This window comes from Xinfangfangia pollutisoli, assembly GCF_020179405.1.
GTDB classification, from domain to species: domain Bacteria; phylum Pseudomonadota; class Alphaproteobacteria; order Rhodobacterales; family Rhodobacteraceae; genus Pseudogemmobacter; species Pseudogemmobacter pollutisoli.
In genome coordinates, this window is the sequence record NZ_JAICBZ010000011.1 from 1 (window position 1) to 21732 (window position 21732).

General features: G+C 67.9%; 20 protein-coding genes. 4 read left to right on the forward strand and 16 right to left on the reverse strand.

From position 1 onward, the window contains the following. Window positions 1-1179: chromosomal replication initiator protein DnaA (dnaA, locus tag K1Y73_RS05865; RefSeq protein WP_225027137.1), on the forward strand; the 1179-nt coding region annotated here is incomplete at its 5' end. Window positions 1180-1228: 49 nt separating this feature from the next. Here the strand turns inward: dnaA and K1Y73_RS05870 are convergent. From K1Y73_RS05870 to K1Y73_RS05925, 12 genes are all read right to left on the reverse strand, one after another. Next, window positions 1229-2512: a glycosyltransferase gene (locus tag K1Y73_RS05870; protein ID WP_225027139.1), complete on the reverse strand. Its 1284-nt coding sequence runs from the start codon at window positions 2510-2512 to the stop codon at window positions 1229-1231. Between the two features lie 56 nt (window positions 2513-2568). After that, window positions 2569-3312, reverse strand: coding sequence for an HAD-IIB family hydrolase (locus K1Y73_RS05875; RefSeq protein WP_225027140.1), 744 nt, complete (start codon window positions 3310-3312; stop codon window positions 2569-2571). After that, entirely contained in the window at window positions 3309-4850 is a 1542-nt protein-coding gene (locus K1Y73_RS05880; RefSeq protein WP_225027142.1) for a glycoside hydrolase family protein, read from the reverse strand. The genes K1Y73_RS05875 and K1Y73_RS05880 overlap by 4 nt, the downstream gene beginning before the upstream one ends. A gap of 111 nt (window positions 4851-4961) precedes the next feature. Further along, complete coding sequence (locus tag K1Y73_RS05885; RefSeq protein ID WP_225027144.1) at window positions 4962-5897, reverse strand: carbohydrate kinase family protein; 936 nt, start codon at window positions 5895-5897, stop codon at window positions 4962-4964. A gap of 49 nt (window positions 5898-5946) precedes the next feature. After that, complete coding sequence (locus K1Y73_RS05890; RefSeq protein WP_225027146.1) at window positions 5947-6699, reverse strand: BtpA/SgcQ family protein; 753 nt, start codon at window positions 6697-6699, stop codon at window positions 5947-5949. 51 nt (window positions 6700-6750) lie between these two features. Further along, entirely contained in the window at window positions 6751-8133 is a 1383-nt protein-coding gene (locus tag K1Y73_RS05895; RefSeq protein WP_225027148.1) for an aminopeptidase P family N-terminal domain-containing protein, read from the reverse strand. A gap of 79 nt (window positions 8134-8212) precedes the next feature. Further along, on the reverse strand, window positions 8213-9271 hold the full coding sequence (locus K1Y73_RS05900; RefSeq protein ID WP_225027150.1) for an ABC transporter ATP-binding protein: 1059 nt from the start codon (window positions 9269-9271) through the stop codon (window positions 8213-8215). A gap of 1 nt (window position 9272) precedes the next feature. After that, window positions 9273-10289: a dimethylarginine dimethylaminohydrolase family protein gene (locus tag K1Y73_RS05905; protein ID WP_225027151.1), complete on the reverse strand. Its 1017-nt coding sequence runs from the start codon at window positions 10287-10289 to the stop codon at window positions 9273-9275. Window positions 10290-10320: 31 nt separating this feature from the next. Next, window positions 10321-11121, reverse strand: coding sequence for an ABC transporter permease (locus K1Y73_RS05910; RefSeq protein WP_225027152.1), 801 nt, complete (start codon window positions 11119-11121; stop codon window positions 10321-10323). Further along, the gene (locus K1Y73_RS05915; RefSeq protein WP_225027153.1) at window positions 11118-11960 is read right to left on the reverse strand and encodes an ABC transporter permease; all 843 of its coding nucleotides are present in this window, start codon (window positions 11958-11960) and stop codon (window positions 11118-11120) included. Before K1Y73_RS05915 ends, K1Y73_RS05910 begins: the two co-directional genes overlap by 4 nt. A gap of 96 nt (window positions 11961-12056) precedes the next feature. Continuing rightward, the gene (locus K1Y73_RS05920) at window positions 12057-13154 is read right to left on the reverse strand and encodes an ABC transporter substrate-binding protein (protein WP_225027154.1); all 1098 of its coding nucleotides are present in this window, start codon (window positions 13152-13154) and stop codon (window positions 12057-12059) included. Window positions 13155-13197: 43 nt separating this feature from the next. Continuing rightward, window positions 13198-14271, reverse strand: a complete 1074-nt coding sequence (locus K1Y73_RS05925) for a LacI family DNA-binding transcriptional regulator (protein WP_225027155.1) — start codon at window positions 14269-14271, stop codon at window positions 13198-13200. A gap of 294 nt (window positions 14272-14565) precedes the next feature. On the opposite strand from K1Y73_RS05925, the gene K1Y73_RS05930 reads away from it, so the two are divergent. Further along, the gene (locus K1Y73_RS05930; RefSeq protein WP_225027156.1) at window positions 14566-16173 is read left to right on the forward strand and encodes a 5-guanidino-2-oxopentanoate decarboxylase; all 1608 of its coding nucleotides are present in this window, start codon (window positions 14566-14568) and stop codon (window positions 16171-16173) included. Window positions 16174-16231: 58 nt separating this feature from the next. After that, window positions 16232-17344 carry a Gfo/Idh/MocA family protein gene (locus K1Y73_RS05935; protein ID WP_225027158.1) on the forward strand — a complete coding sequence of 371 codons (1113 nt, stop codon included), beginning with the start codon at window positions 16232-16234 and terminating at the stop codon, window positions 17342-17344. Window positions 17345-17362: 18 nt separating this feature from the next. Here K1Y73_RS05935 and K1Y73_RS05940 read toward each other — a convergent pair whose 3' ends face one another. After that, on the reverse strand, window positions 17363-18067 hold the full coding sequence (locus K1Y73_RS05940) for a helix-turn-helix transcriptional regulator (RefSeq protein ID WP_225027160.1): 705 nt from the start codon (window positions 18065-18067) through the stop codon (window positions 17363-17365). Window positions 18068-18140: 73 nt separating this feature from the next. On the opposite strand from K1Y73_RS05940, the gene K1Y73_RS05945 reads away from it, so the two are divergent. Next, window positions 18141-18749 carry a glutathione S-transferase family protein gene (locus K1Y73_RS05945; protein ID WP_225027162.1) on the forward strand — a complete coding sequence of 203 codons (609 nt, stop codon included), beginning with the start codon at window positions 18141-18143 and terminating at the stop codon, window positions 18747-18749. 23 nt (window positions 18750-18772) lie between these two features. Here K1Y73_RS05945 and K1Y73_RS05950 read toward each other — a convergent pair whose 3' ends face one another. From K1Y73_RS05950 to K1Y73_RS05960, 3 genes are all read right to left on the reverse strand, one after another. Next, window positions 18773-19645, reverse strand: a complete 873-nt coding sequence (locus tag K1Y73_RS05950; protein WP_225027164.1) for a DMT family transporter — start codon at window positions 19643-19645, stop codon at window positions 18773-18775. 77 nt (window positions 19646-19722) lie between these two features. Continuing rightward, window positions 19723-20010: an HU family DNA-binding protein gene (locus K1Y73_RS05955; protein ID WP_225027166.1), complete on the reverse strand. Its 288-nt coding sequence runs from the start codon at window positions 20008-20010 to the stop codon at window positions 19723-19725. 146 nt (window positions 20011-20156) lie between these two features. Then, window positions 20157-21632: an AMP nucleosidase gene (locus K1Y73_RS05960; protein WP_225027168.1), complete on the reverse strand. Its 1476-nt coding sequence runs from the start codon at window positions 21630-21632 to the stop codon at window positions 20157-20159. Between the last annotated feature and the right edge of the window lie 100 nt (window positions 21633-21732).

The window sequence follows — 21732 nt, forward strand, 5'->3', positions numbered from 1 at the left end:
CGAGCCGCCCAGCTAGACCCCGCGCTCAAGCCCAAGGAGGGTGCCGCCCGGGCGCAGCGCAGGGCGCCTCCCAGGCCGCCGCACCACCGCCGGACCGCGCCGGCCGCGCGCCCGGCCCGTCCGGCCGCCGAGGACGAGACCCCTGGCGCCCCGCTGGATCAGCGCTTCACCTTCGACAGCTTTGTCGTCGGCAAGCCCAACGAACTGGCCCATGCCGCCGCGCGCCGTGTGGCCGAGGGCGGGCCGGTGACCTTCAACCCGCTGTTCCTGTATGGTGGCGTGGGCTTGGGCAAGACCCACCTCATGCATGCGATCGCGCATGAGCTGCAGCAGCGCCGCCCCGAATTGCGGGTTCTGTACCTGTCGGCCGAGCAGTTCATGTACCGCTTCATCCAGGCCCTGCGCGAAAAGCAGGTGATGGATTTCAAGTCGCTGTTCCGGTCTGTCGATGTGCTGATGGTCGATGACGTGCAGTTCATCGCCGGCAAGGATTCGACCCAGGAGGAATTCTTCCACACGTTCAACGCGCTGGTGGATCAGAACAAGCAGATCGTCATCTCGGCCGACCGCGCGCCGGGCGAGATCAAGGATCTGGAGGAGCGGATCAAGTCGCGCCTGCAATGCGGGCTGGTCGTCGACCTGCATCCGACCGATTACGAATTGCGGCTGGGCATCCTGCAGCAGAAGGCCGATTTCTACCGCAGCCAGTACAAGGGTCTGGCGATCTCGCCCCTGGTGATGGAATTCCTGGCGCATCGGATCACCACCAATGTCCGCGTGCTGGAAGGCGCGCTGACCCGGCTTTACGCCTTCGCCTCGCTGGTCGGGCGCGAGATCACGCTGGATCTGGCCCAGGAATGCCTGGCCGATATCCTGCGCGCTTCGGACCGCAAGCTGACGATCGAGGAGATCCAGCGCAAGGTGGCGGAGCATTACAATGTCCGCCTGTCCGACATGATCGGGCCGAAGCGGCTGCGCACCATCGCCCGGCCGCGGCAGGTGGCGATGTATCTGGCCAAACAGCTGACCAGCCGCAGCCTGCCGGAAATCGGCCGGCGCTTCGGCGGGCGCGATCACACGACGATCATGCATGGCGTGCGCAAGATCGAAGAGCTGAAGGCCATCGACAGCCAGCTGGCCGATGACCTGCAACTTCTGAAGCGGCTGCTGCAGGGCTGAACCGGCCCGGAATCGCCGCCGACGCGGCGATTCGCCAAGGAGGGGCCGATCAGCCGGCCAGATCTGGCTGGGCATAGCGGCCCCGGAACCGCTCGAACACCTCGACCGTGCGGCGGGCGATGCCCGTCCAGCCAAAGGCCCGGCGCGCGAAGCGGGCGCCTTCCACCGTCAGCCGGTCGCGCAGCCAGCCATGCTGCAACGGCATGTTCAGCGCGGCGGCAAATTCCATCGGCCGGGTCGGATCGGCGACCAGCGCATGCCGCCCGAATTCGATCTGCGGATGCAGCCCGCCCCGTGTGGTCAGCACCGTCGGCGTGCCGCAGGCCATGGCCTCGACCGCGGTCATGCCGAAGGGTTCATAGCGCGACGGCAGCGCAAAGACCCCGGCGGCGCGATAGTGATCGGCCAGATCCTCATCGGCGACATAGCCGCGCCAGTCGATCGCCTCGGTCAGGCCCTGCGCCCGGGCCTGCGCCTGCCAGCGCCGTACCAGCTTGCGGTCGTCGGCCGAATTCGCGCCGGCCGCCAGCACCAGCCGGGCCTTGGGCTGCATCTTCAGAAGATGCGGCAGCGCGTCGATGATCAGGTCATAACCCTTGTTGGTCGCGGCGCGGCCGACGACATAGACATCCTGCTTGCCGATCCCCAGCCGCCGCCGGATCGCGGCCAGCCGCCCCGGCGTCACCGCGGTAAAGCGCTGCTCGTCGATGCCGGGCGGAATCATGGTGATATGTTCGACCGGCAATTCGTATTCATCCTGAATCAGCTGAACCTGCTGCTCGCTGGTGGCGATGATGTGGTCGCAGCTGCGATAGAGGACGAATTCCTTCTCGATCCGTTCCTCGAACCGGTAATTCGCCGCCGCCCCCTCGCCCAGGCTTTGCATGTCGCTGGCCTTCCACGCGCCCAGCGAATGCGGCGTGTGGACATGGGGGATCTGTAATTCTTCCGCGATCTTCTGCCCGGCCACGCCCGCATCCCAGTAATGGCTGCTGACCACGTCATAATGCAGCCCGTGCTTGCGCACCGCGGCCAGAACATTGGTGACGAAATCGCCGTACCAGTCGTGCATGTCTTCCTTGCGGATGAAGTCCTTGCCGCCAAAGGGAATGCGCCAGACGCGAAGGTTTTCGTTGATCCGGTCCTCGGCCGGCTGGTCCTCGAAGCGCCGGGTCAGCACATCGACCGTATAGCCAAGCCGCGCAAAGCGCTTGGCCAGTTCCATCACGAAGACCACCTGGCCGCCGGTATCGGGTTTGCCCAGCTCGGGCGACCCCGCGACATAGCCGTGCAGCGAAATCATCATCAGCGCGCCAAGCGATCTGTCCGCCATTGTCCGTTTCTCCTTTTTTGATTTCTTGTCCGGATCGGCGCCGCCCTGCGCGGCCGTTACGCAGCCGTCAGCGCGCCGATCCGCAAAAGACCCTCCAAAACACCCGCGGCATGCGGGCGCGTTGCGTGATAACTTGTGTCAACGGGCATGGCGGCCAGCAGTTCCCGCCTTGCATTGGCCACGGCGATGGCATGGCCGGCGATGCGGAACATCGCCAGATCATTGCCGCTGTCGCCCGCGACGATCAGCCGGGGCTGCGGCACGCCCAGCGTCCGGGCCAGGAACAGCGCGGCGGCATCCTTGCCGGCGGTTTCGGGGATGACGTCGAAATCATCGCGCCCCGAGGCGATGATGCGGCAGGGCAGGCCGGCATCGGCCAGCGCCTGCGTGGCCTTGGGCTGCGCCGCGGCCGGCACGGCGAAACTGACCTTGGCCGCGGATTGGAATTCCGGATCATGCGGCCGGTGGCCCAGCGCCGCCAGACAGTCGAAAATCTGGCCGCGCGGCCAGTCGGCAAAGCGCGCGGCCCAGGCCGCCACCGGCGCGCCGTCCAGCGCGATCTCGGTGCCCAGGGCGGTGATCACCGCCTCGGGCGCCAGGTTTTCGGGAAAATCCTCGCGCAGGGTGCGGGCAACGCTGGCGGCGGGCCGGCTGGAATTCACCGCGAACCAGATCCGCTTCCTTTCGCGGCCCAGCGCCGCGCCCAGCCGCTCCATCGCGTCGGGGCTGCCGGTCAGGGTGTCGTCGATATCGCTGACCAGAAGCCAGGGCCGCGCGCCGTATTCGGCTTGCCCTGTCACAGCCCCGGCTGCTGCTGGGGCGCGGGCGCCTGATCCGGTCGGGTCGAGGTATAGACGGCCTCTTCCGCCTGCTGCCGTTCCAGCCGTTCGATGCGCACATCGCCCAGCAGAAGGCGCGCGGATTCGGTGTAAAAGCCGACCCGCCCCTTCTGAAAACCGTCATCTACCAGGCTTAGCGTCACCTGTCCGTTGATCGACAATTCCATGTACATGCCATGGGCGACGATCTCGATCTCCCAGTCGGGGCGGGTGCGGTCTATCCGGAACTGGCCCGCCTGCAGCGACTGATAGCGGAAGGCATGTTCGAAATCGGGATTGGCGCTGGCGCCCCAGTGGCGGAACTCGGCCCGGCCCTTCACCAGATCCAGCGAAAGATAATAGCCGTCGGCCTCGTCCGAGATGCGCAGGACCAGGCCGCATTTGCCGTTGCCCTCGACCAGCAGCCGGGCGCGCAGGCGGAAATCCTCATGCGTGCCGGGCAGAAGGAAGGCTTCGTAGCCGCTGGAGCAGCCGACATGCAGCCCCGCCTCATCGGCGGACAGCCGGGCCAGCGGATTGCCGAACAGCGTCTGCACCTCGGTCGGGCGGGTGACGGCAAAGCCATCGCGGGCCAGCCGGTCGAATTCCGAAGACGACCGCACGATCAGCCGCCCGCCGGGGCTTTTGACCAGTTCCTTCGGCGGCGGCAGCAGCCGCGCCACGGTTTCGCGGCCGTAAAGCACCTCGGTCCGGGCGAAGAAGTTGAACAGCAGCACCCGGTCGCCGACCTGACAGATCCGGGCCGCGTAATTGCCGCGCGGCAGCAGCACATTGTCCGAGAAGTTCTCGTAAGGCCCGCCCAACCGGTCGGAATACCAGTAATGCACCTTGGTATCCTCGCGGATCGAGCCGAGAAGGTAATAGGTCCCGTCCAGGCAGAACAGGTTCGGCACCTCGACATCGTCATAGACCCCGGGGCGGTGCAGCGGTGGGCCGAATTCGAACCGGTCTGGCGCCACTTCGCGCGCCAGGCCCACGCAGCCGCGCCGCACCACGGGGCCGGTCTTGATCCGCGCGGCCGCCAGCAACAGCCTTTCGCCGCTGCTTGGATCAATGAAGAAGAACGGGTCGCGGAAGCTGACCCATTTGCGCCCCTCATCGGTGCGGGATTCGTAATGGCGGCCGTCGATCTCGATCGGGTAGGCGCCGCTGTCGCAGCGGGTCCAGTGATACAGGTCATCCGACCGGGCAAGGCCCACGCGCTGGACGCGACCGAATTCCGACCGGGTCAGGCCGGTATAGAACATCCGCCAGGCGCCGGGCCGGTCGGGGTCGGGGCTGACATGCATCGTCCAAAGCATGTCATCGTCCCAACTGCCGGGATCGCCCACGAACAGCGCATTGCGCACCCGGCGCCAGGTCATGCCATCGTCGCTGACCGCATGGGCGATGAAATCATGGTTCGGCAGAACCAGATGGAACAGGTGGAACAGCCCGTCATGATAGACGACATCCACGTCCCCGATATCGGATCGGAGGAATCCATGTGATGCATACATGCGTCGATCATGGGCCGATCCACGCCGCGATGCAACGCAAGCGGGCCGATCGGCGCGACAACCGGCGGATTTTGCCCGTCAAACCGGCATTTGGGCCCCCGTCGCCCCGGTTCAGCGCCGATGCGCCCGGGCGAAGGCCGCGATTTCCGTGGCGCTGGCCATGCCGCTGGCCGGGCCCTGCAGCGTGACCGCCCGGGCCGAGGCCACAACCGCCAGATCCAGCGCCGCCTCCAGCGGCTGGCCCTGCCCCAGCGCATGAACCAGCGCGCCGCCGAACGTGTCGCCTGCGCCGGTCACATCGGCGACATCGACCGTCAGGCCCGGGATGCGATGATGGGTCTGGCCGTCAAAGGCCTCGGCCCCGTCGGCGGCAAGGGTGCGGATCACGCAGCCGATGCCATGATCTGCCAGCCATGGCCCCAGTGTCCGGATCGGCGCGGCGCCGAAGGCGCGGTCATACCCTTTGCGGTTCAGCAGCACCACGGCTGCGCCCTGCAGAAAGGGCAGATCCTCGGGCGCGAAGCCGCCCACATCCAGATCGAAGACCGCGCGGCGGCCATGGCCGCGCAGATCGGCCAGCAGCCCGGCCCCGGCCAGAGCGCCATGACGCAACCGGCGGGCGCGGTACAGCGTGGTGTACAGCAGGCCCGGCCTGCGCATGCCGGCCATCAGCGGCGCCCCCAGCTCCATCGGCTGAAAGCCCATGTCGACCGTCAGCACCACATGTTCGCGGCTTTGCCCCGCGCCGGTCAGGAAGATCAGGTTGCGCGAATCGGCGATGCCGTCTTGCCGCAGCATGTGCCGCACCGAAACGCCGCGGACCTGCAATTCGCCACAGAGCCGGTCCGAGATCGGGCCGGTGTTCAGAAGCGAGACGAATTCCGTCGCGCCGCCCAGTGCTGCATGCACGCTGGCCGCGTTGGCGACCGAGCCGCCAACGTAATCGCCCAGGGCCGTGACGAAATCCTTCTCGGCCGGGCCTGGCCAGCGCGGCGCCAGGAAATATTCATCCAGCGAGACATCGCCCAGGAAATAGGTCGCGCTCATGGCTGGCCTGCGGGCAGATCGCGCCCGCCCAGATCATGGCCCCGGCGGATCATCGCCCGCACCCCTGCCGCAGCGCCCGAACCTGGCCCATCAGCGCCTGCACATGGGCCAGGTCCACCTCGCCCGTGTCGCGATGACTGTCCTTGAAATAGCTGCCGACAATGGCGCCATCGGCCAGCGCCAGCTGCCGCGCGGCGCTTTCCGCCGTCATCCCGGCACCGATGATCAGCGGATAATCCGCGCCCAGCACCCGGCGAAAGCGGGCAATCTTGTCATCATCGGTGGCCTGCCCGGTGCCGGCGCCGGTGACCACGATCGCATCGGCCCGCGCCCGGCCCAGACGCAGATCTTCTTCCTCGCTGCGGCCCGAGGCGACGGGCTGATACTTGAACCGCACCCCGCCCAGCAGCAGCGCCCCGGGCAGACCGGCGCGGCGTTCAGCCAGTTCGGCGGCATAATCGGCATCCTGATCGGGCGGCAGATGGCCCGCGACGGAATCGATCTGCAGGAAGGCAAGCCCGTAATCGCGCAGCAGGTCGAACCCCAGACGGAAATCGCGCAGCAGGTTCAGCCCGACCACCGCGGCCGGCGAGCGGGCGGCGAAAGCATCCAGCAGCCGGCGCACGTCGTCGGGCGTGCCGAAATAGTTCTCGACCACCAGCCCGTCCACCCCGCCGCGGATCATCAGATCCATCTCGCGCAAGGCCCGCGCCAGCCGGTCTTCGGGGCTGGTTCCGGCAAGATGCAGCATGCCCAGGATGGGCTTCGCTGCGGGAAAGACCTGGGCCAGGCGTCCTGTCATCGCGTCCTCGCTTATCGCCCCCGCCCCGGGCATCGGGGCAGAGAAAGGCCGTCAGAGCCGGGTCATCGCCAGACCGGGGCTTAACATATAGGGGGTCAGCCAGCCCGCCAGATTCGACAGCGGCAGCACTTCGGGTTTCAGCCGGATGCCCAGGACATCGGCCATGAAGGCCCGCCGCGCCTGGATCCGGCCCCAGGTCTCGGGCCAGGCCTCGGCCAGCCGGGCGCGGCCCGTGGCATCCAGAAGCGCGATCCCGTCTTCGATATTGGTGGTGAAATAGGCATTGCCCGGCGCGGGGATCATGTCGATCTGCACCGCCTGGCCCGAGCGGAAGGCCACTTCGCTGCCCGACTGCACCGGCGAATGCATCCATTCGTCGATATGCAGCAGATGGCCCGGATTCAGCGCCAGCCTGTGGAAGGGCGTGTCCAGCCTTGCCCGCATCTTGCGGTCGATCTCGCCCCCGGTCACGCCCAGGCCGATGGTTTCGTACCATTCCGCCGCGGCCTCGAAATAGGGGGCGACGAAAGCCTCGACATAGTCGCGCGCCGCTTCGGGCAGGTCGTCGGGCCCTTCGACCAGATAGCCCGCCCGCGCGGTCAACGACCCCTGATAGCCCAGGCACATGGTGATCGGGTCGCCGCGTTCCATGATCCGGTCCGAGGGGCTGGGCAGGCCGAAATAGGCGCGGCGGCCGGTCGACAGCATCGGGTGGCAGCACAGCGGATAGCCCAGCGGCGCCATCAGGCTGGCCGCTTCGAATTCGGTCATGCCGGGCGCAAGGCCGGTGATCACCCGGCGGATCGAATCCGAGCCATGGCTGGCCAGGAATTCGAACCGGGCCAGTTCATCCACCTCGATCTCGGCGCGCAGGCCGGTGGCCGGGTCCATCATCAGTGCGGTCGCGTTGCAGACCGGGCCGAAGCCGGCAATGGCGCTGACCAGATAGGCCGGCAGGTCGATTGCGGCCGCGCCTTCGGCCAGTTCGTTGGCCAGGAAGTATTTCCAGCCGACAAGGCCGATGCTCTGGCCGGCGGAAAGGCCCGCCTCGGCCAGCAGGTCGGCCAGCGGCCGGGCGCGGCTGCGGTCTTGCCCCATCAGACCGAAGCCGGGCCAGAGGCTGGCCTGCGCACCCAGGGGGCAGATCGCTGCCAGGCCCAGGTTTTCCGGCCCGGTCAGGATGACCGGCGCGCCGCTGCGGGGGGCGATCAGCAGCGCCTCTTCGAAGCGCGGATCAAAGCCGGTGAGATAGGCGATATTGGCGGCATGTTCGCGGTCACCATAAACGACCAGCAGATCCAGCGCCGCGGCGGCCATCCGGTCCTGCAGGCGCGCGTATCGGGCCTGATAGACCGACGGCGCGATCTGCGGCATGAATCGCGGAATGCCGTAATCCGGCAGGGTGATCGGCTTCAATCGGGCTTGTCCCGGCATGGCTCGGTCCTTCTTCCTTTCGGTTTGCGGCCCCCTTGGGGGCCCGTCGCGGGCCGGACGATCGCCGCCCCGTCTGTGGTCATGCCCCTTCGGGGATCACGCCGACCGCGCCCGGGCGGGCGTGGAAGGCCAGGGTCTTGCCGGTAATCTCGGCCGCGGAAATCTCAGCGGCGACCGAGGCGACCAGCGGCTCGCCCGTGGGCAGGCGCAGATGCAGGCCGCTGCTTGTGCCGGCGAAGATGACATCTTCGACCACCGCCTGAAAACCAATTTCACCAGCACCCGCCGGCCCCAGCGCGATATCGCCGGGCCGCAGCCAAAGCGTGGCGGCGCTGCGGTCTTCGGGAAGATCGCGGTCGGGCGGCAGGACAAAGCCGGTGCCGAGGCCCGTCCACCGCCCGCCCTGCCTTGTGCCGGTGACAAAGTTGTTCTCGCCCAGAAATTCCGCGACGAACCGGGTCTTCGGGGCGCGGAACAGCCGCTGCGCCGTGTCGCATTCGACGATGCGGCCCTTGTTGAAAACGGCGATCCGGTCCGACAGGGTCAGCGCTTCCTGCTGGTCATGCGTGACATAAAGGAAGGTCACCCCGGTTTCCCGATGCAGGCGGCGCAGTTCCTGCTGCATCGTTTCGCGCAGCATCCGGTCCAGCGCCGACAAGGGTTCGTCCAGCAGCAGCACCCTCGGCCCGAAGGCCAGCGCGCGGGCCAGAGCCACCCGCTGCTGCTGCCCACCCGACAGCTGGCGCGGCTTGCGGCCGGCCAGATGGGCAAGCCCGACCAGATCCAGCATCTCGGCCACCCTTGCCCTGATCCGCGCCTTGTCCCATTTCCGCACCCGCAGCGGGAAGGCCACATTGTCGGCCACCGACAGATGCGGGAACAGCGCATAGCCCTGGAACACCAGCCCGAAATCGCGGTCTTCCGGTTCCAGCCCGGTGATCTGCCGCCCGTCAAAGACGATCTCGCCCGCCGTCGGGCGATTGAAGCCGGCGATCGACATCAGCAGCGTGGTCTTGCCCGAGCCCGACGGGCCGAGAAGGGTGATGAACTCTCCCTCCTTGACCGTCAGCGACACGTCATCAAGCGCCGTGACCTGGCCGTAAGTCATTGTCAGCTGGTCGATGACGAGAAAGCCCATCTCAGATCGCGTCCCGCGCCAGCGGCGAGGTCGAGCAGTGGATGCCGCCGCCGCCATGTTCCACCGGCTCGTAATCGCAGGTGATCAGCTCGATCCCGGCCGCATCCAGCCGGTCTTCCAGCCGCTTGGTGCGCGAGCCGTGCATGATCAGCTTGCCCGGCGCGATGGCCAGGCTGTTCAGCGAGAAGGGGCTGTCTTCGGGCGGCAGTTCGATCAGCTGGATGCCGCGCTTCTTCAGATAGTCGATGAAGAAATAGGGCAGCTCATTGGTGTTCACGATCGCCTTGTCGACGTCGATCATGTTGAAGGCGCCGTCGATATGGATGCGGTAGCCGGGCATCGGCAGCTTGATCAGCTCGATGCCAAGGTGGTTCAGAATGCCCTCCAGCTGGCGCACGCCTTCCGCGTTGCAGGCGATGGACACGGCGCAGACCGCGGTCTTTTCGTCGATCAGCGCGAAGCCGCCGCCTTCAAAGACGCCAGTGCCGGTGATCGTGCCCAGGATCGGGCAGCCGGCCTTGGCCAGGGCCTGGGTAACCGGCAGTTCCTCGCCCCGGCGCACCTTGCGGGCCAGCCGGGTGACGATGGCGCCGCCGCGGACCGAGATGCAGCTGTCGCGGGTGAAAATCTGTTTCATCGCACCCGGCGCGGCCTTGTCGATCAGGATCACGTCAACGCCATTGGCCTTGAGGATCGCGGTCAGCTGGTCATGTGCCGTCTGCATCGCCGCCAGATCGGGCAGCGTGTCGCCGATCCAGTACCAGCCCTGCTCCGGGTCGCCATAGCCGCCGACCTCGGGCATCTTCTTGGTCGGGTCGACGATGTTCAGCTCGTCGCCCGGGCGGTGCATCAGCACGGCGCGCAGGCGGCCCACATCATTGGTGCAGCCCCATTGCCGGCCCCAGATCCGGGTTTGCTCATCGGCCGAGTCGAAGGCCGGTTCGGGCACCGAGGCGAAGGTCTGGAAGAACTGGCTCTCCTTGTATTCGAAGGGGCTCATGGCGTGTCCGTGGCTCATCTCGGGTCCTTTCTGCGATGATGTCTTGGGGTTAGCGGGCCGCGGGGTCATCCGGCCTGCCGGCCAGGAAAAGCCGCGCCGCCAGCACGGCGGTTGTCGCCAGCAGCAGAAGCGTGGCGATGGCCGCAAGTGCGGGGTCGATGGAATCCGCGATCGAGGTGTAGATCCGCCGCGGCAGGGTGGCGAAGCGGCGGGCGGTGATGAACAGGGTGACGGTGATTTCATCCCAGGAGGTGATGAAGGCCAGGAAGGCCGCGGCCGACAGGCCGGGCAGGATGTTCGGCAGGATCACTTTGCCGAAGATGGTGAAGGGGCCGGCGCCCAGGCTGCGGGCAGCCATCACCACGCGATTGTCGAAATTCGACAGCGAGGCGACCACGGCCAGCAGCGCCATGGGCAGGCCCAACACCACATGCACCGCCAGCACGCCGGGGAAACTGTCGATCAGCTTCATCGCCGACAGGACGCGCACCATGCCCACGGCATAGATGATCGGCGGCACGATCATCGGCGCCAGCATCAAAACGCGGATGGTCGAGGGCCACCAGCCCGCCCGCACCCAGGCGCCGATGGCAAAGGATGCGGCAAGCGCGGTGGAGATCAGCGCCGCGCAGACGGCCAGCAGCAACGACTTGCCCATCGCCGCGCTCCATCCGGTTTCGGGCGCCGCAAGCCCGCGGTAATGCTGCAGCGAAAGCCCATCCGAGGGCAGCGAGAGATAGGTCTTGTCGGTCAGCGAGACGGGGATCACCACCAGAACCGGCAGGACCAGGAACAGCAGGCAGGCCCAGACCAGCGCGGTCAGCAGGCGGGTCCGAAAGCGGCGGCTCATCTGCGGCCTCCACCGAAAGCGGCGCGCATGGTCGGGCTGCGCAGCGCAAGCGCGATCAGCAGTCCCACCACGATCAGCAGCGCGGTCGACAGGGCCGTCGCCAGATCCCAGCGCCGGGTCGTGGAAATCTGCACCGAGATATATTCGGCGATCATCAAGGTCTTGCCGCCGCCCAGCAGCGCCGGCGTGACCAGAAAGCCCAGCGAGAAGACCAGCACGAACAGCGCAGCCACGCCCAGGCCCGGCGCGCTGAGCGGCAGCCAGACCTTCAGGAACACGGTCAGCGGGCGGGCGCCCAGCGACCGGGCGGCCTGCACGATGCGGCGGTCGATATCGGTGAGGTTGGCGTAAAGCAGCAGCACCGCGAAGGGCACCATGTAATGCACCATGCCGATGGTGACGCCCAGGCGGTTATAGACCAGCTCCAGGGGCTGGCTGATCACCCCCAGCCCCATCAGCGCGCCGTTCAGCACGCCCTGGCTGCGCAGGATGGTGATCCAGGCAAAGGCCCGCACCAGGACCGAGATCCAGAACGGGATCGACACCATCAGCAGCGCGATGCGCCGGCTGCGCGCGGTCATGTGGATCATGCCGAAGGCGATGACATAGGCGACGACCAGAGTGATCGCCGTGGTCAGAAGCGAGACGTTCAGCGTCGTGCCCACCACCTTGGCCACGGCGCGGCTGGTGAACAGCTGGCTGTAATTCGCCCAGGCGCCCTTGCCCTCGGTCAGGCTCAGGCTCAGCACCTGCAGGATCGGCAGGGCGTAAAGCGCCAGCACCATGATCCCGGCAGGCAGGGTCAGAAGAAGCGCGTATCGCTCGAATCGGGAAGACATGGCGGGGCATTCCGGACAGCGTCAGGTCAGACCGGCCCGTGCGGGGCCGGCCGGGGCCGCCACCCAAACGGGCAGGGCGGCGGCGGGGCGCGGCGGTCAGGCGGCGATGAAATCGAGATACTGGTTCTGCAGCTCGGCTTCGTTCGCGGCGTAATAATCCTGGCTGATCGTGACCTGGCCCTCGGTATTGCCCGGGGCGGTCGGGTCGATCGCCTTGTCGGCATCGGTCATCAGCGCCAGCGCCTTGGGGTTGGTCGGGCCATTGCCCATCAGCCGCAGCAGGGTCAGCTGACCTTCCGGGTCCAGCGCGGAATTGATGAAGTCGAACACCTTCTTGCCGGCCGGATTGCCCTTGGGCACCGACCAGGCCGAGGTCGACAGCATGTTGTTGGTCCAGGTCCAGGTGAAATCCGGGTTCTCGTCGCGCAGCAGCTTGGCGCGGGTGTGCCAGATGAAGCCCATCGCCACTTCGCCATCGCGGAACAGCTGCTGGCTGCCGGCGCCGCCTTCCCAGAAGATGATGTCCTTCAGATAGGGCTCCAGCTTCTTGAAGGCGCGGTCCACATCCAGCGGATACAGATCGGCCACCGCCACGCCATCGGCCAGAAGCGCCAGCTCCAGCTGGCCCTGCACCCATTTGCACATGGTGCGCTTGCCGGGGAACTTGTCGAAGTCGAAGAAATCGACGGCCGACAGGGGCGCGGTCGGGAATTTCGAGGCCTGATAGGCGATCACCGTGGCGAAGGTGTAATTGCCCACGCCGAATTCCTGGGCCAGGCCGTCCCGCACCTTGGTCTTGTCGACGATGGCATAGTCGATCGGCTCGGCAAAGCCGGCCGCGCCCAGCGTCATGCCGTCGATCAGCCCGCCATCGGTGACATCCCAGATCACATTGCCGCTGTCGACCATGGCGCGGATCGCCCCGGTCGAGGGGCCGGCGCCGTCGATCACCAGCTTCATCCCGGTCTGGGCGGTGAAGGGGGCGCCGAAGGCCTGCTGGAAGGCATCGACCGCGGCCCCGCCCCAGTTGCACAGCACCACCTCGCCTTCGGCCGCCTGTGCCATGCCGGGCCGCAGCACCACCGCCAGCCCCATCGCCCCCAGCGCCGTCAGGAAGCCGCGGCGGTCGATCAGGCCCGCGCGCAGCTTTTCGGCAAGAATTTCGGCCGCGTCTTTCGAAAAGTCCCTATGCATTGCGTGTTTCCCTGTTGTGGTGGTTCTTGTTGCCTTCCGGGTCTCAGCCCGGAATGGTTTGAAGCGCCGTGTCGCGCCAATGCCGGGGCCGCCGCGGCGGGCCCACCGAATTGCGCGCGATCAGTTCGACATCGACATATTCGGTCACCCGCGCCGGCAACCGGCCGGCAATCGTTTCCAGCAGCATGCGGATGCCGCGGGTGCCGAAGGCCTCGGGCGACTGGCGCACGGTGGTCAGCGGCGGGTCCAGCACATCGGCCAGATCGGAATCGTCGAACCCCACCAGCGAGGCCGCCTCGGGCACATGCAGCCCGTGCCGACGCATCACCCGCAGCAGGCCGGTCGCGATGATATCAGCCGCCGCGAAGATCGCCGTCGGCGGCGCATCCAGCGCATCCAGCTGCGCGAAGGCCGCGGCCCCGCTGGCCGCATCATAGCCGGTGAACAGTTCCAGCGCCGGGTCGGGCGCAATGCCGGCCCCGGCCAGCGCGGCGCGATAGCCGGCCAGCCTTTCGCGGGTCGAGAGCAGTTCGGGCGCCCCGCCGACATAGGCGATGCGGCGATGGCCGTGGGCCAGCAGATGCTGCGTCACCAGAAGCCCGCCCTCGTGGTTGCGGGCAAACAGCCGCGGCGCCTGCGCGCCCGGCACGTCTTCATCGGCCAGAACCACATTGCCGACGCGGTTGATCATCTCGGCCAGCCCGGCCTGCCCCATGTGATTGGTCATCAGCAGAACGCCGTCGACCTGCGCCTCGCTGATGCGATGCAGGAAACCGATCTCGTTTTCGGCCAGGTTGCGGCTGTTGAAGATCAGCAGGCTGTAGCCCTGGCGGGCGCATTCTGCCTCGGCCGCGCTGGCGACGGCGGCGAAGAACGGATAGGCCACGTCCGAAATCACCACGCCCAGGGATTCACTGGTGCCGGTCGACAGGCGCCGCGCCGCGACATTGGGCCGATAGCCCAGATCGGCCGCCGCCTTTTCAATCCGGGCGGCGGTTTCCGCGGGCAGGGTGATGCGGCGGTTAAAATGGCGCGAAACGGCCGCGGTGGAAACCTGGGCGGCTTCGGCCACATCGCGGATCGTCGAGGGGGCCAGACGGCGCGGCGGCAGGGTCATGCCCGCCCCCCGCAGCCCGGGCCGCCGCCGTGATCGCCTGTGTCGCGCCTGACCAAAATCCTGCTCCGCCTCGTCTGACGGACCCGGTCTGAGCCGATTCGGCGTGGGCGTTAAACGGTTTAGTAAATCGGTTTATCGCTTCGGATCGGAATCGCGCGGTCTGGTGAAAAATGCGGCAGCGCGATCGGGCCCGCGGTGCGCGACGCGTCGAATTGCAAAGCGCGCGCTGGCCCGGACTGGCCCGGACCGGCATCCGCGGCGAAGACGGGGCAAGGGCTGCAACCGGGGAACGTGATGGCAAATCTGGCGCAACGGCTGGTCGAGATCCTGGCCGCGAACGGGGTTCAGGTGGTGTTCGGCATTCCGGGGGTGCATACGGTCGAACTGTACCGGGCCCTGGACGGTGCGCCGATCCGCCATGTCACGCCGCGGCATGAACAGGGGGCGGGCTTCATGGCCGATGGCTATGCCCGCGCCAGTGGCAAGCCCGGGGTCTGTTTCGTGATCACCGGCCCGGGCATGACCAATATCGCCACGGCCATGGGCCAGGCCTATGGCGATTCCATTCCGATGCTGGTGATTTCCACGGTGAATTCCGCCGGGCAGATCGGCTCGGGCCGCGGCCATCTGCACGAGATGCGCGACCAGCGCGCCATGGCGGCGACGGTCAGCGCCTTCAGCCATACGATCCTGGATCCGGCCGAGCTGGAGCCGGTTCTGGCGCGGGCCTTCGCGGTTTTCGCCTCGGCCCGGCCGCGGCCGGTGCATGTGGAAATTCCGGTTGCGCTGCTGCGGGCCGATTGCGGCGCCCTGCCGCCGCCGCGGCCCTTTGCCCTGCCCCAGCCCCCCGCGCCCCGGCCCGAGGCGATTGCCGAAGCCGCGGCGATCCTGGGCGCAGCCCGGCGGCCGCTGATCATCGCGGGCGGTGGGGCGCGGCAGGCGGCGGGCTTGCAGGCGCTGGCGCATCGGCTGGGGGCGCCGGTGCATATGACGGTGAACGGCCGCGGGCTTCTGCCCGCCGATGACCCGCTGGCCCTGCCGGTGACCGGCGATTTCCCCGGCATCCCGGCGTTGATCCGCGAGGCAGATGCGATCCTGGCCCTGGGCACGGAACTGGGCCCGACCGATTTCGCCGATTGCCTGCCGGGCCGGGCCGAGGTGGCGGCGAAGCTGATCCGCGTCGATCTGGACCCTGAGGGGCTGATGCGCGGGTGGTTGCCCGATCTGGCGCTGCTGGCCGATGCGGGGCTGGTCGTTCAGGCGCTGCGGGCCGCCCTGCCGGGGCCGGATGCCGTGCCGGGCTGGGGCACGGAACGGGCGGCGCAGATCCGTGCCGGCGCGCGGGCGGCGATGCCGCCGGTTCTGGCGGCGGGGCTTGCGGTGCTGGAGGATCTGGCACGGGCCTGGCCCGAGGCGATCCTGGCCGGCGATTCCTGCCAGCCGGTCTATGCCGGCTGTACGGCCTTCGGCGGGCTGGCCCCCGGCGGCTGGTTCTGCTCGGCCACCGGCTATGGCACGCTGGGCTATGCGCTGCCCGCCGCCATCGGCGCGGCCATCGCCTGCCCCGACCGCCCGGTCTTCGGGCTGATCGGCGATGGCGGGCTGCAGTTCACCCTGGCGGAACTGGGATCCGCGGTCGAGGTGGGCTGCGCCATCCGCCTGATCCTGTGGAACAATTCCGGCTATCTGGAAATCAAGCGCTACATGCAGCAGGCCGGCATCCCGCCGCTGGGCGTCGACATCTTCACCCCGGATTTCGCCGCGATCGCCGCGGGCTTCGGCTGGCAGCACAGCCGCATCGGCAGCCGTGCGGCGCTGCAGGCGGCGCTGGCCGGCCCGCCGAAGGGCAATGAGGTGATCGAGATCGACGAGGCCGAACTCCTGGCCGCGCCGGGCCCGTGACAGGCCGGCGACTGGCCGGCAGCAGACTCTTGATCTTCGGGAAGGAAGGGAATGCAGGATGGCTTTGGGTGTGGGCGTCATCGGCTGCGGCAATATCGCGCCGCATTACCTGCGCAACCTTCAGCGCTTTGCGGCGATCCAGCTGCGGGCCCTGGCCGATCTGGACCTGGGGCTTGCCGCGCAGCGGGGTGCGGATTTCGGACTGCCGGCCCTGACGCCCGAGGCGCTGCTGGCGCGCGAGGATATCGACATCGTGCTGAACCTGACCCCGCCGCTTGCCCATGCCGGGGTAACGAAGGCAGCGCTGGTGGCGGGCAAGCATGTCTACTCGGAAAAGCCGCTGGGAGTGACCCTGGCCGAAGCACAGGATCTGGCCGCCCTGGCCAGGGCCCGCGGCCTGACCCTCGGCGTGGCGCCCGACACCTTCCTTGGGGCCGCGCATCAGGCGGCGCGGCGGCTGCTGGATACGGGCGCGATCGGCACGGTCAGCGGCGGCACGGCGTTTTTCCTGTCGGCCGGCATGGAAGCCTGGCATCCCAATCCCGGCTTCTTCTTCCGCCGCGGCGGCGGGCCGATGCTGGACATGGCGCCCTATTCCCTGACGCTGCTGGTCAATCTGCTGGGCCCGGTCGCGCGGGTCATGGCCATGGCCGCCACGCCGCGAACCACGCGCAGGGTGACGGCGCCGGGCCCGATGCAGGGGCAAGAGATCGCGGTCGAGGTGCCGACCAGCCTGTCGGCGCTGCTGGGCTTTGCCTCGGGCGCGCAGATCCTTTTGGGGATCAGCTGGGATGTGATGGCGCATAGCCTGCCGCATGTCGAACTGTATGGCAGTGCCGGCACATTGCGCCTGGCCGATCCCGACCAGTTCGGCGGCGCGCTGCGGCTGAACCAGGGCGCGGGCTGGGATGAAATTGGCAGTGAAGGCGCGGTCTTCGGCGGGCCCGAGGGCAAGTGGACCGATTATCGCGGCCTTGGACTGGCCGAGATGGCCCAGGCTTTGACCGCGGGCCGCCCGCCGCGGGCGGGGCTGACGCAGGCGCTGCATGTGCTTGAGGTGATCGAGGCCCTGGGCGAGGCCGCGTCCAGCGGCGCCCCGCGCAGCATTGCCAGCCGCTGCGACCGCGCCGACCCGCTGCCGGCCGAGGATATCGCGCTGCGGCCGGCCTAGACGCCCGATATGACCCGGTCAGGGGCCGGGGCGATGGGCGGGGCGGCTGCGGATCTCGGCCAGGAAGGCGCGCAGCAGGGGCACGCGGCGGGGGCGGAAATGTTCCTCGGCCAGGGTCACGTCCGACATGGAAGACAGGTGGAAGCGGCGGAAATCCATCCGCAGCCGGCACTGCGCCAGACACAGAAGCGCGCGGTCCAGAAACACCACCGACAGGGGCCAGATCCGCCGCCGCGTCACCTCGCCCGCCCGGTCGGTATAGGTCAGGTCCAGCGCGCGTTCCTCCCAGATCGCCTCGCGCAGCAGCGCCAGATGCGGCGGCGGCGGGGGGCGGGTCTCGTAGCGATGCAGCTGGTGGGCGGTATGCACGGCCTGGGCCTGAACCCGGTCGGGCAGGGTGGCAACGATCTTGGCCAGAGCCGAATCCGCCGCCCGGGCCAGCGCCGGATCGCCCGCCAGTCGCACTTCGGCCAGGCCCAGCGCCAGCGCCTCGACCTCAAGCCGGGTCAGCATCTGCGGCGGCAGGGCGGGGTCTTCGGTCAGCGTGTAGCCAAAGCCCGCCGCCCCGTCGATCAGCGCGCCACCAGCCCGCAACGCCTCGATATCGCGGTACAATTGGCGCGACGAGACGCCGGTTTCCTCGGCCAGCCGCGCGGCGGTGACCGGCTGCGGCAGGCTGCGCAACGCGGCCAGAAGGCGAAACAGGCGATCGGCGCGGGACATGTGGCTTCCTGACGTAATCTGTCAGCAGACTGGCGTTAGGACAGGTGCATCGCAAGGAAAAAGGAGACCCTTGATGCTGACGTTCTTTCACAGCCCGAACAGCCGCTCGACCGCGGTGCTGACGCTGATCGAGGAAATGGGCATTGCCGACCAGATCACGCTGAAACTGGTGACGATCCCGCGGCTTGATGGCAGCGGCGCGCGCGATCCGGCCAATCCGCATCCCGAAGGCAAGGTGCCGGCGCTGGATCATGACGGGCGGCTGATCACCGAACGCGGCGCGATCATGGCGCATCTGTGCGGGCTGTTTCCCGACAGCGGCCTGTCGCCCAAGCCCTTTACCCCCGATTGGGGCGCGTTCCTGGGCTGGATGGCCTGGTATCAGGGCGTGCTGGAGCCGGTGATGATCCATGATTTCGCCGGGCTCAGCCATCCCGTGCTGCAGGCCACGTTCCGCGACCACCCGACTGCGGTACAGCGGCTGCGCAAGGCGCTGGAGCGCGGGCCCTGGCTGATGGGCGAGACGTTCTCGGCCGCCGATATTCTGGTGCATTCGCCCTATGCCTGGTTCGGCGACCGCACGCCGGACGATCCGCTGATCCAGGACTGGGTCGCGCGCTGCATGGCGCGGCCGGCCCGGCTGAAGGTGCTGGCTGAGGAGGAGACCCGGATGGCCGCGTAAGGCGCCGGGTCAGGCGGGCGCGGCTAGGGCTGCGGCCGCCGCGCCAGCTGCACGGCCAGGATCCCGGCCATGGTCACCGCCACCCCGGCCAGATCCCAGGCCGAGATCCGCTCGCCCAGCAGCAGCGCCGCGGCCAGGACGCCGAAGAACGGGTTCAGGAAATGGAAGGTCGCGGCCCGGGTGGCGCCGATCCTTCCGACCAGCCAGAACCACAGCAGCGTGGCGGTGATCCCCGGACCCGCCACCTGCCAGAGGAAAGCCAGCACCAGCGGCAGCGAGGGCACCAGGCGGAAGGGCTCGAACAGCCAGGCGGCCAGCGCCAGCGCGACCGAGCCGACCAGCATCTGATAGCCGACGATCGCCAGAAGGTTGCTGCCCCCGGCCGCAGCACCGCGCAGGGTCAGCGTGGCCACGGCCAGGGCCAGCGCCCCGCCGATGCACAGCAGAACCCCGGCCGGATCGGCGCCGCCCTGCAGCCGGTGCGCCATGATCAGCGCGACGCCGGCAAACCCCGCCAGCAACCCCGCGGTGCCCAGGGGCGGCAGCCGCTCGCCGCGCAGGGCCCAGGCCAGGCCCGCAACCAGAAGTGGCATCGTGGCGGCGATGATCACCGCGACCGAGGCCTCCACCTGCTGCAGTGCGATGAAATTCAGCCCCAGATACAGGGCGTTCTGGCACAGGCCGAACACCATCACCGGCACCAGCTGGCGCCGCGACAGGCGCAGCGTCTGGCCCAGCGCCGCGGCAAGGCCCAACGCGATCAGCCCCGAGATCAGAAAGCGCAGCGCCAAGGCGGCCAGCGGCGCCATGTCGGCCACGATGATCCGCGCCGTGGCGAAGGCCGAAGACCAGAAGCAGATGAAGACCAGCCCCACCAGGACAGAGCGCAGATCCACGCGTGTCGCCTTCCCTTGCCGTGCCATGAAAAAGGGCCGCCAGACGGCGGCCCGAACCAGTCAGAGACCTGGCTGGATCAGCCGTTCACGACATCTTTCAGCGCCTTGGCGATGGCGAATTTCACCTGCTTGTCGGCCGGCTTGGTCATGGTCTCGCCCGTGGCGGGGTTGCGGACCTGACGCTCGGGCCGGGCCTTGCAGACGACCTTGCCCAGACCGGGCAGCGTCACGGCGCCACCGGCGGAAACCTCTTTCGACACGACGGCGGCGATCGCATCCAGCGCAGCACCGGCGGTCTTCTTGTCGGACCCCATGGCCTCGGCCACGGCAGCGACGAGTTGGGTCTTGGTCATCGGCTTGGACATTTTTTCATCCCTTTGTTGTTCCGTTGCCGGCCCGCCTTCCCGCGGGCCCCCCGGCCAGCCGGGGTCTGCGTCCACAAGCCCAGTTTCGGGGCCGAAATCAAGACCGGAACGCGCAATCGGCGGCTTTTCCCGCGATTTTCGCGCGTTCAAAGGAATGCGGTTTCCTCGAAACTGCGCAACTTGCGGCTGTGGATGCGCGACAGCGGCTGTTCGCGCAACAGCTCCATCGCCCGGACGCCGATCAACAGATGCCGGCTGACCTGGGTGCGGTAGAAGGCCGAGGCCATGCCGGGCAGCTTCAGCTCGCCATGCAGCGGCTTGTCCGAGACGCACAGCAAGGTGCCATAGGGCACCCGGAAGCGGAACCCGTTGGCCGCGATGGTGGCGGATTCCATATCCAGCGCCACAGCGCGGGATTGCGACAGGCGGCGCACCGGGCCCGACTGGTCGCGCAATTCCCAATTGCGGTTGTCGATCGTGGCCACGGTGCCGGTGCGCATGATCCGCTTCAGCTCGTACCCTTCCAGCTGGGTGACCTCTTCCACCGCGTCTTCCAGCGCGATCTGGATCTCGGCCAAAGCCGGGATCGGCACCCAGACCGGCAGGTCATCGTCCAGCACGTGGTCTTCGCGCAGATAGGCATGGGCCAGCACGAAATCGCCCAAAGCCTGGGTGTTGCGCAGCCCGGCGCAATGGCCGACCATCAGCCAGGCATGCGGGCGCAACACGGCGATATGGTCGGTGGCGGTCTTGGCGTTCGAGGGGCCGACGCCGATATTCACCAGGGTGATCCCCTGCCCGTCGGCGCGTTTCAGGTGGTAGGTCGGCATCTGCGGCAGGCGGGCCGGCAGCGTGATCAGCCCGTCGGGCGTGGTGATCTGCTGATTGCCGGTGGCGACGAAGGCCGTATAGCCCGAGTCCGGCCGGCCCAGCGCCTGGCGGGCATAGGCTTCGAACTCGTCCACATAGAACTGGTAGTTGGTGAACAGCACGTGGTTCTGGAAATGCGCCGGGTCGGTGGCGGTGTAATGCGCCAGCCGCGCCAGCGAATAGTCCACCCGCTGCGCGGTGAAGGGCGCCAGCGGCGCCGAGCCATCGGCGAAGACCGACAGCATGCCATTGACGATGTCGTCATTGGTGGTGGCAAGATCCGGCACGTCGAACACGTCGCGCAGCGGAAAATCCAGCACGCCTTCCTGCGGAATGGACAGATCGGTGTTGCCGGCCACGGCGAAATGCACCGGCATCGGCGTGGTCGAGGTGCCGACCCGCACCGGAACGCCGTGATTCTGGATCAACAGACCCAGCTGCTGGACCAGATATTGCCGGAACAGATCGGGCCGGGTGATCGTGGTCGAATAGGTGCCGGGATGGCTGACATGTCCGAAGGACAGGCGGGAATCGATGGCGCCGAAACTGGTGACCGTCAGCCGCACTTCGGGGTAGAAGGCCCGGATGCGCCGGGCGGGCCGGCCTGTGGTCAGCGCGGCATTGAAGGCCTGCGTCAGATGGGCGACGGATTGGCTGTAAAGCTGTTCCAGACGGGTGACCGCGGCCTCGGCATCCAGGAAATCCTCGGCCGCGACGGGTTCGGGAAGCAGAAAGGCGCTGTCTTCAGGCATGATCGTCCCTAAGGGGTTGATCGCCGCAGGTATGGCCTATGCGGGGCCGCGGCGCAAGTGAAGGCTGGATGACGGTCTTGCGGCAGCGCAGCAAGCCTGC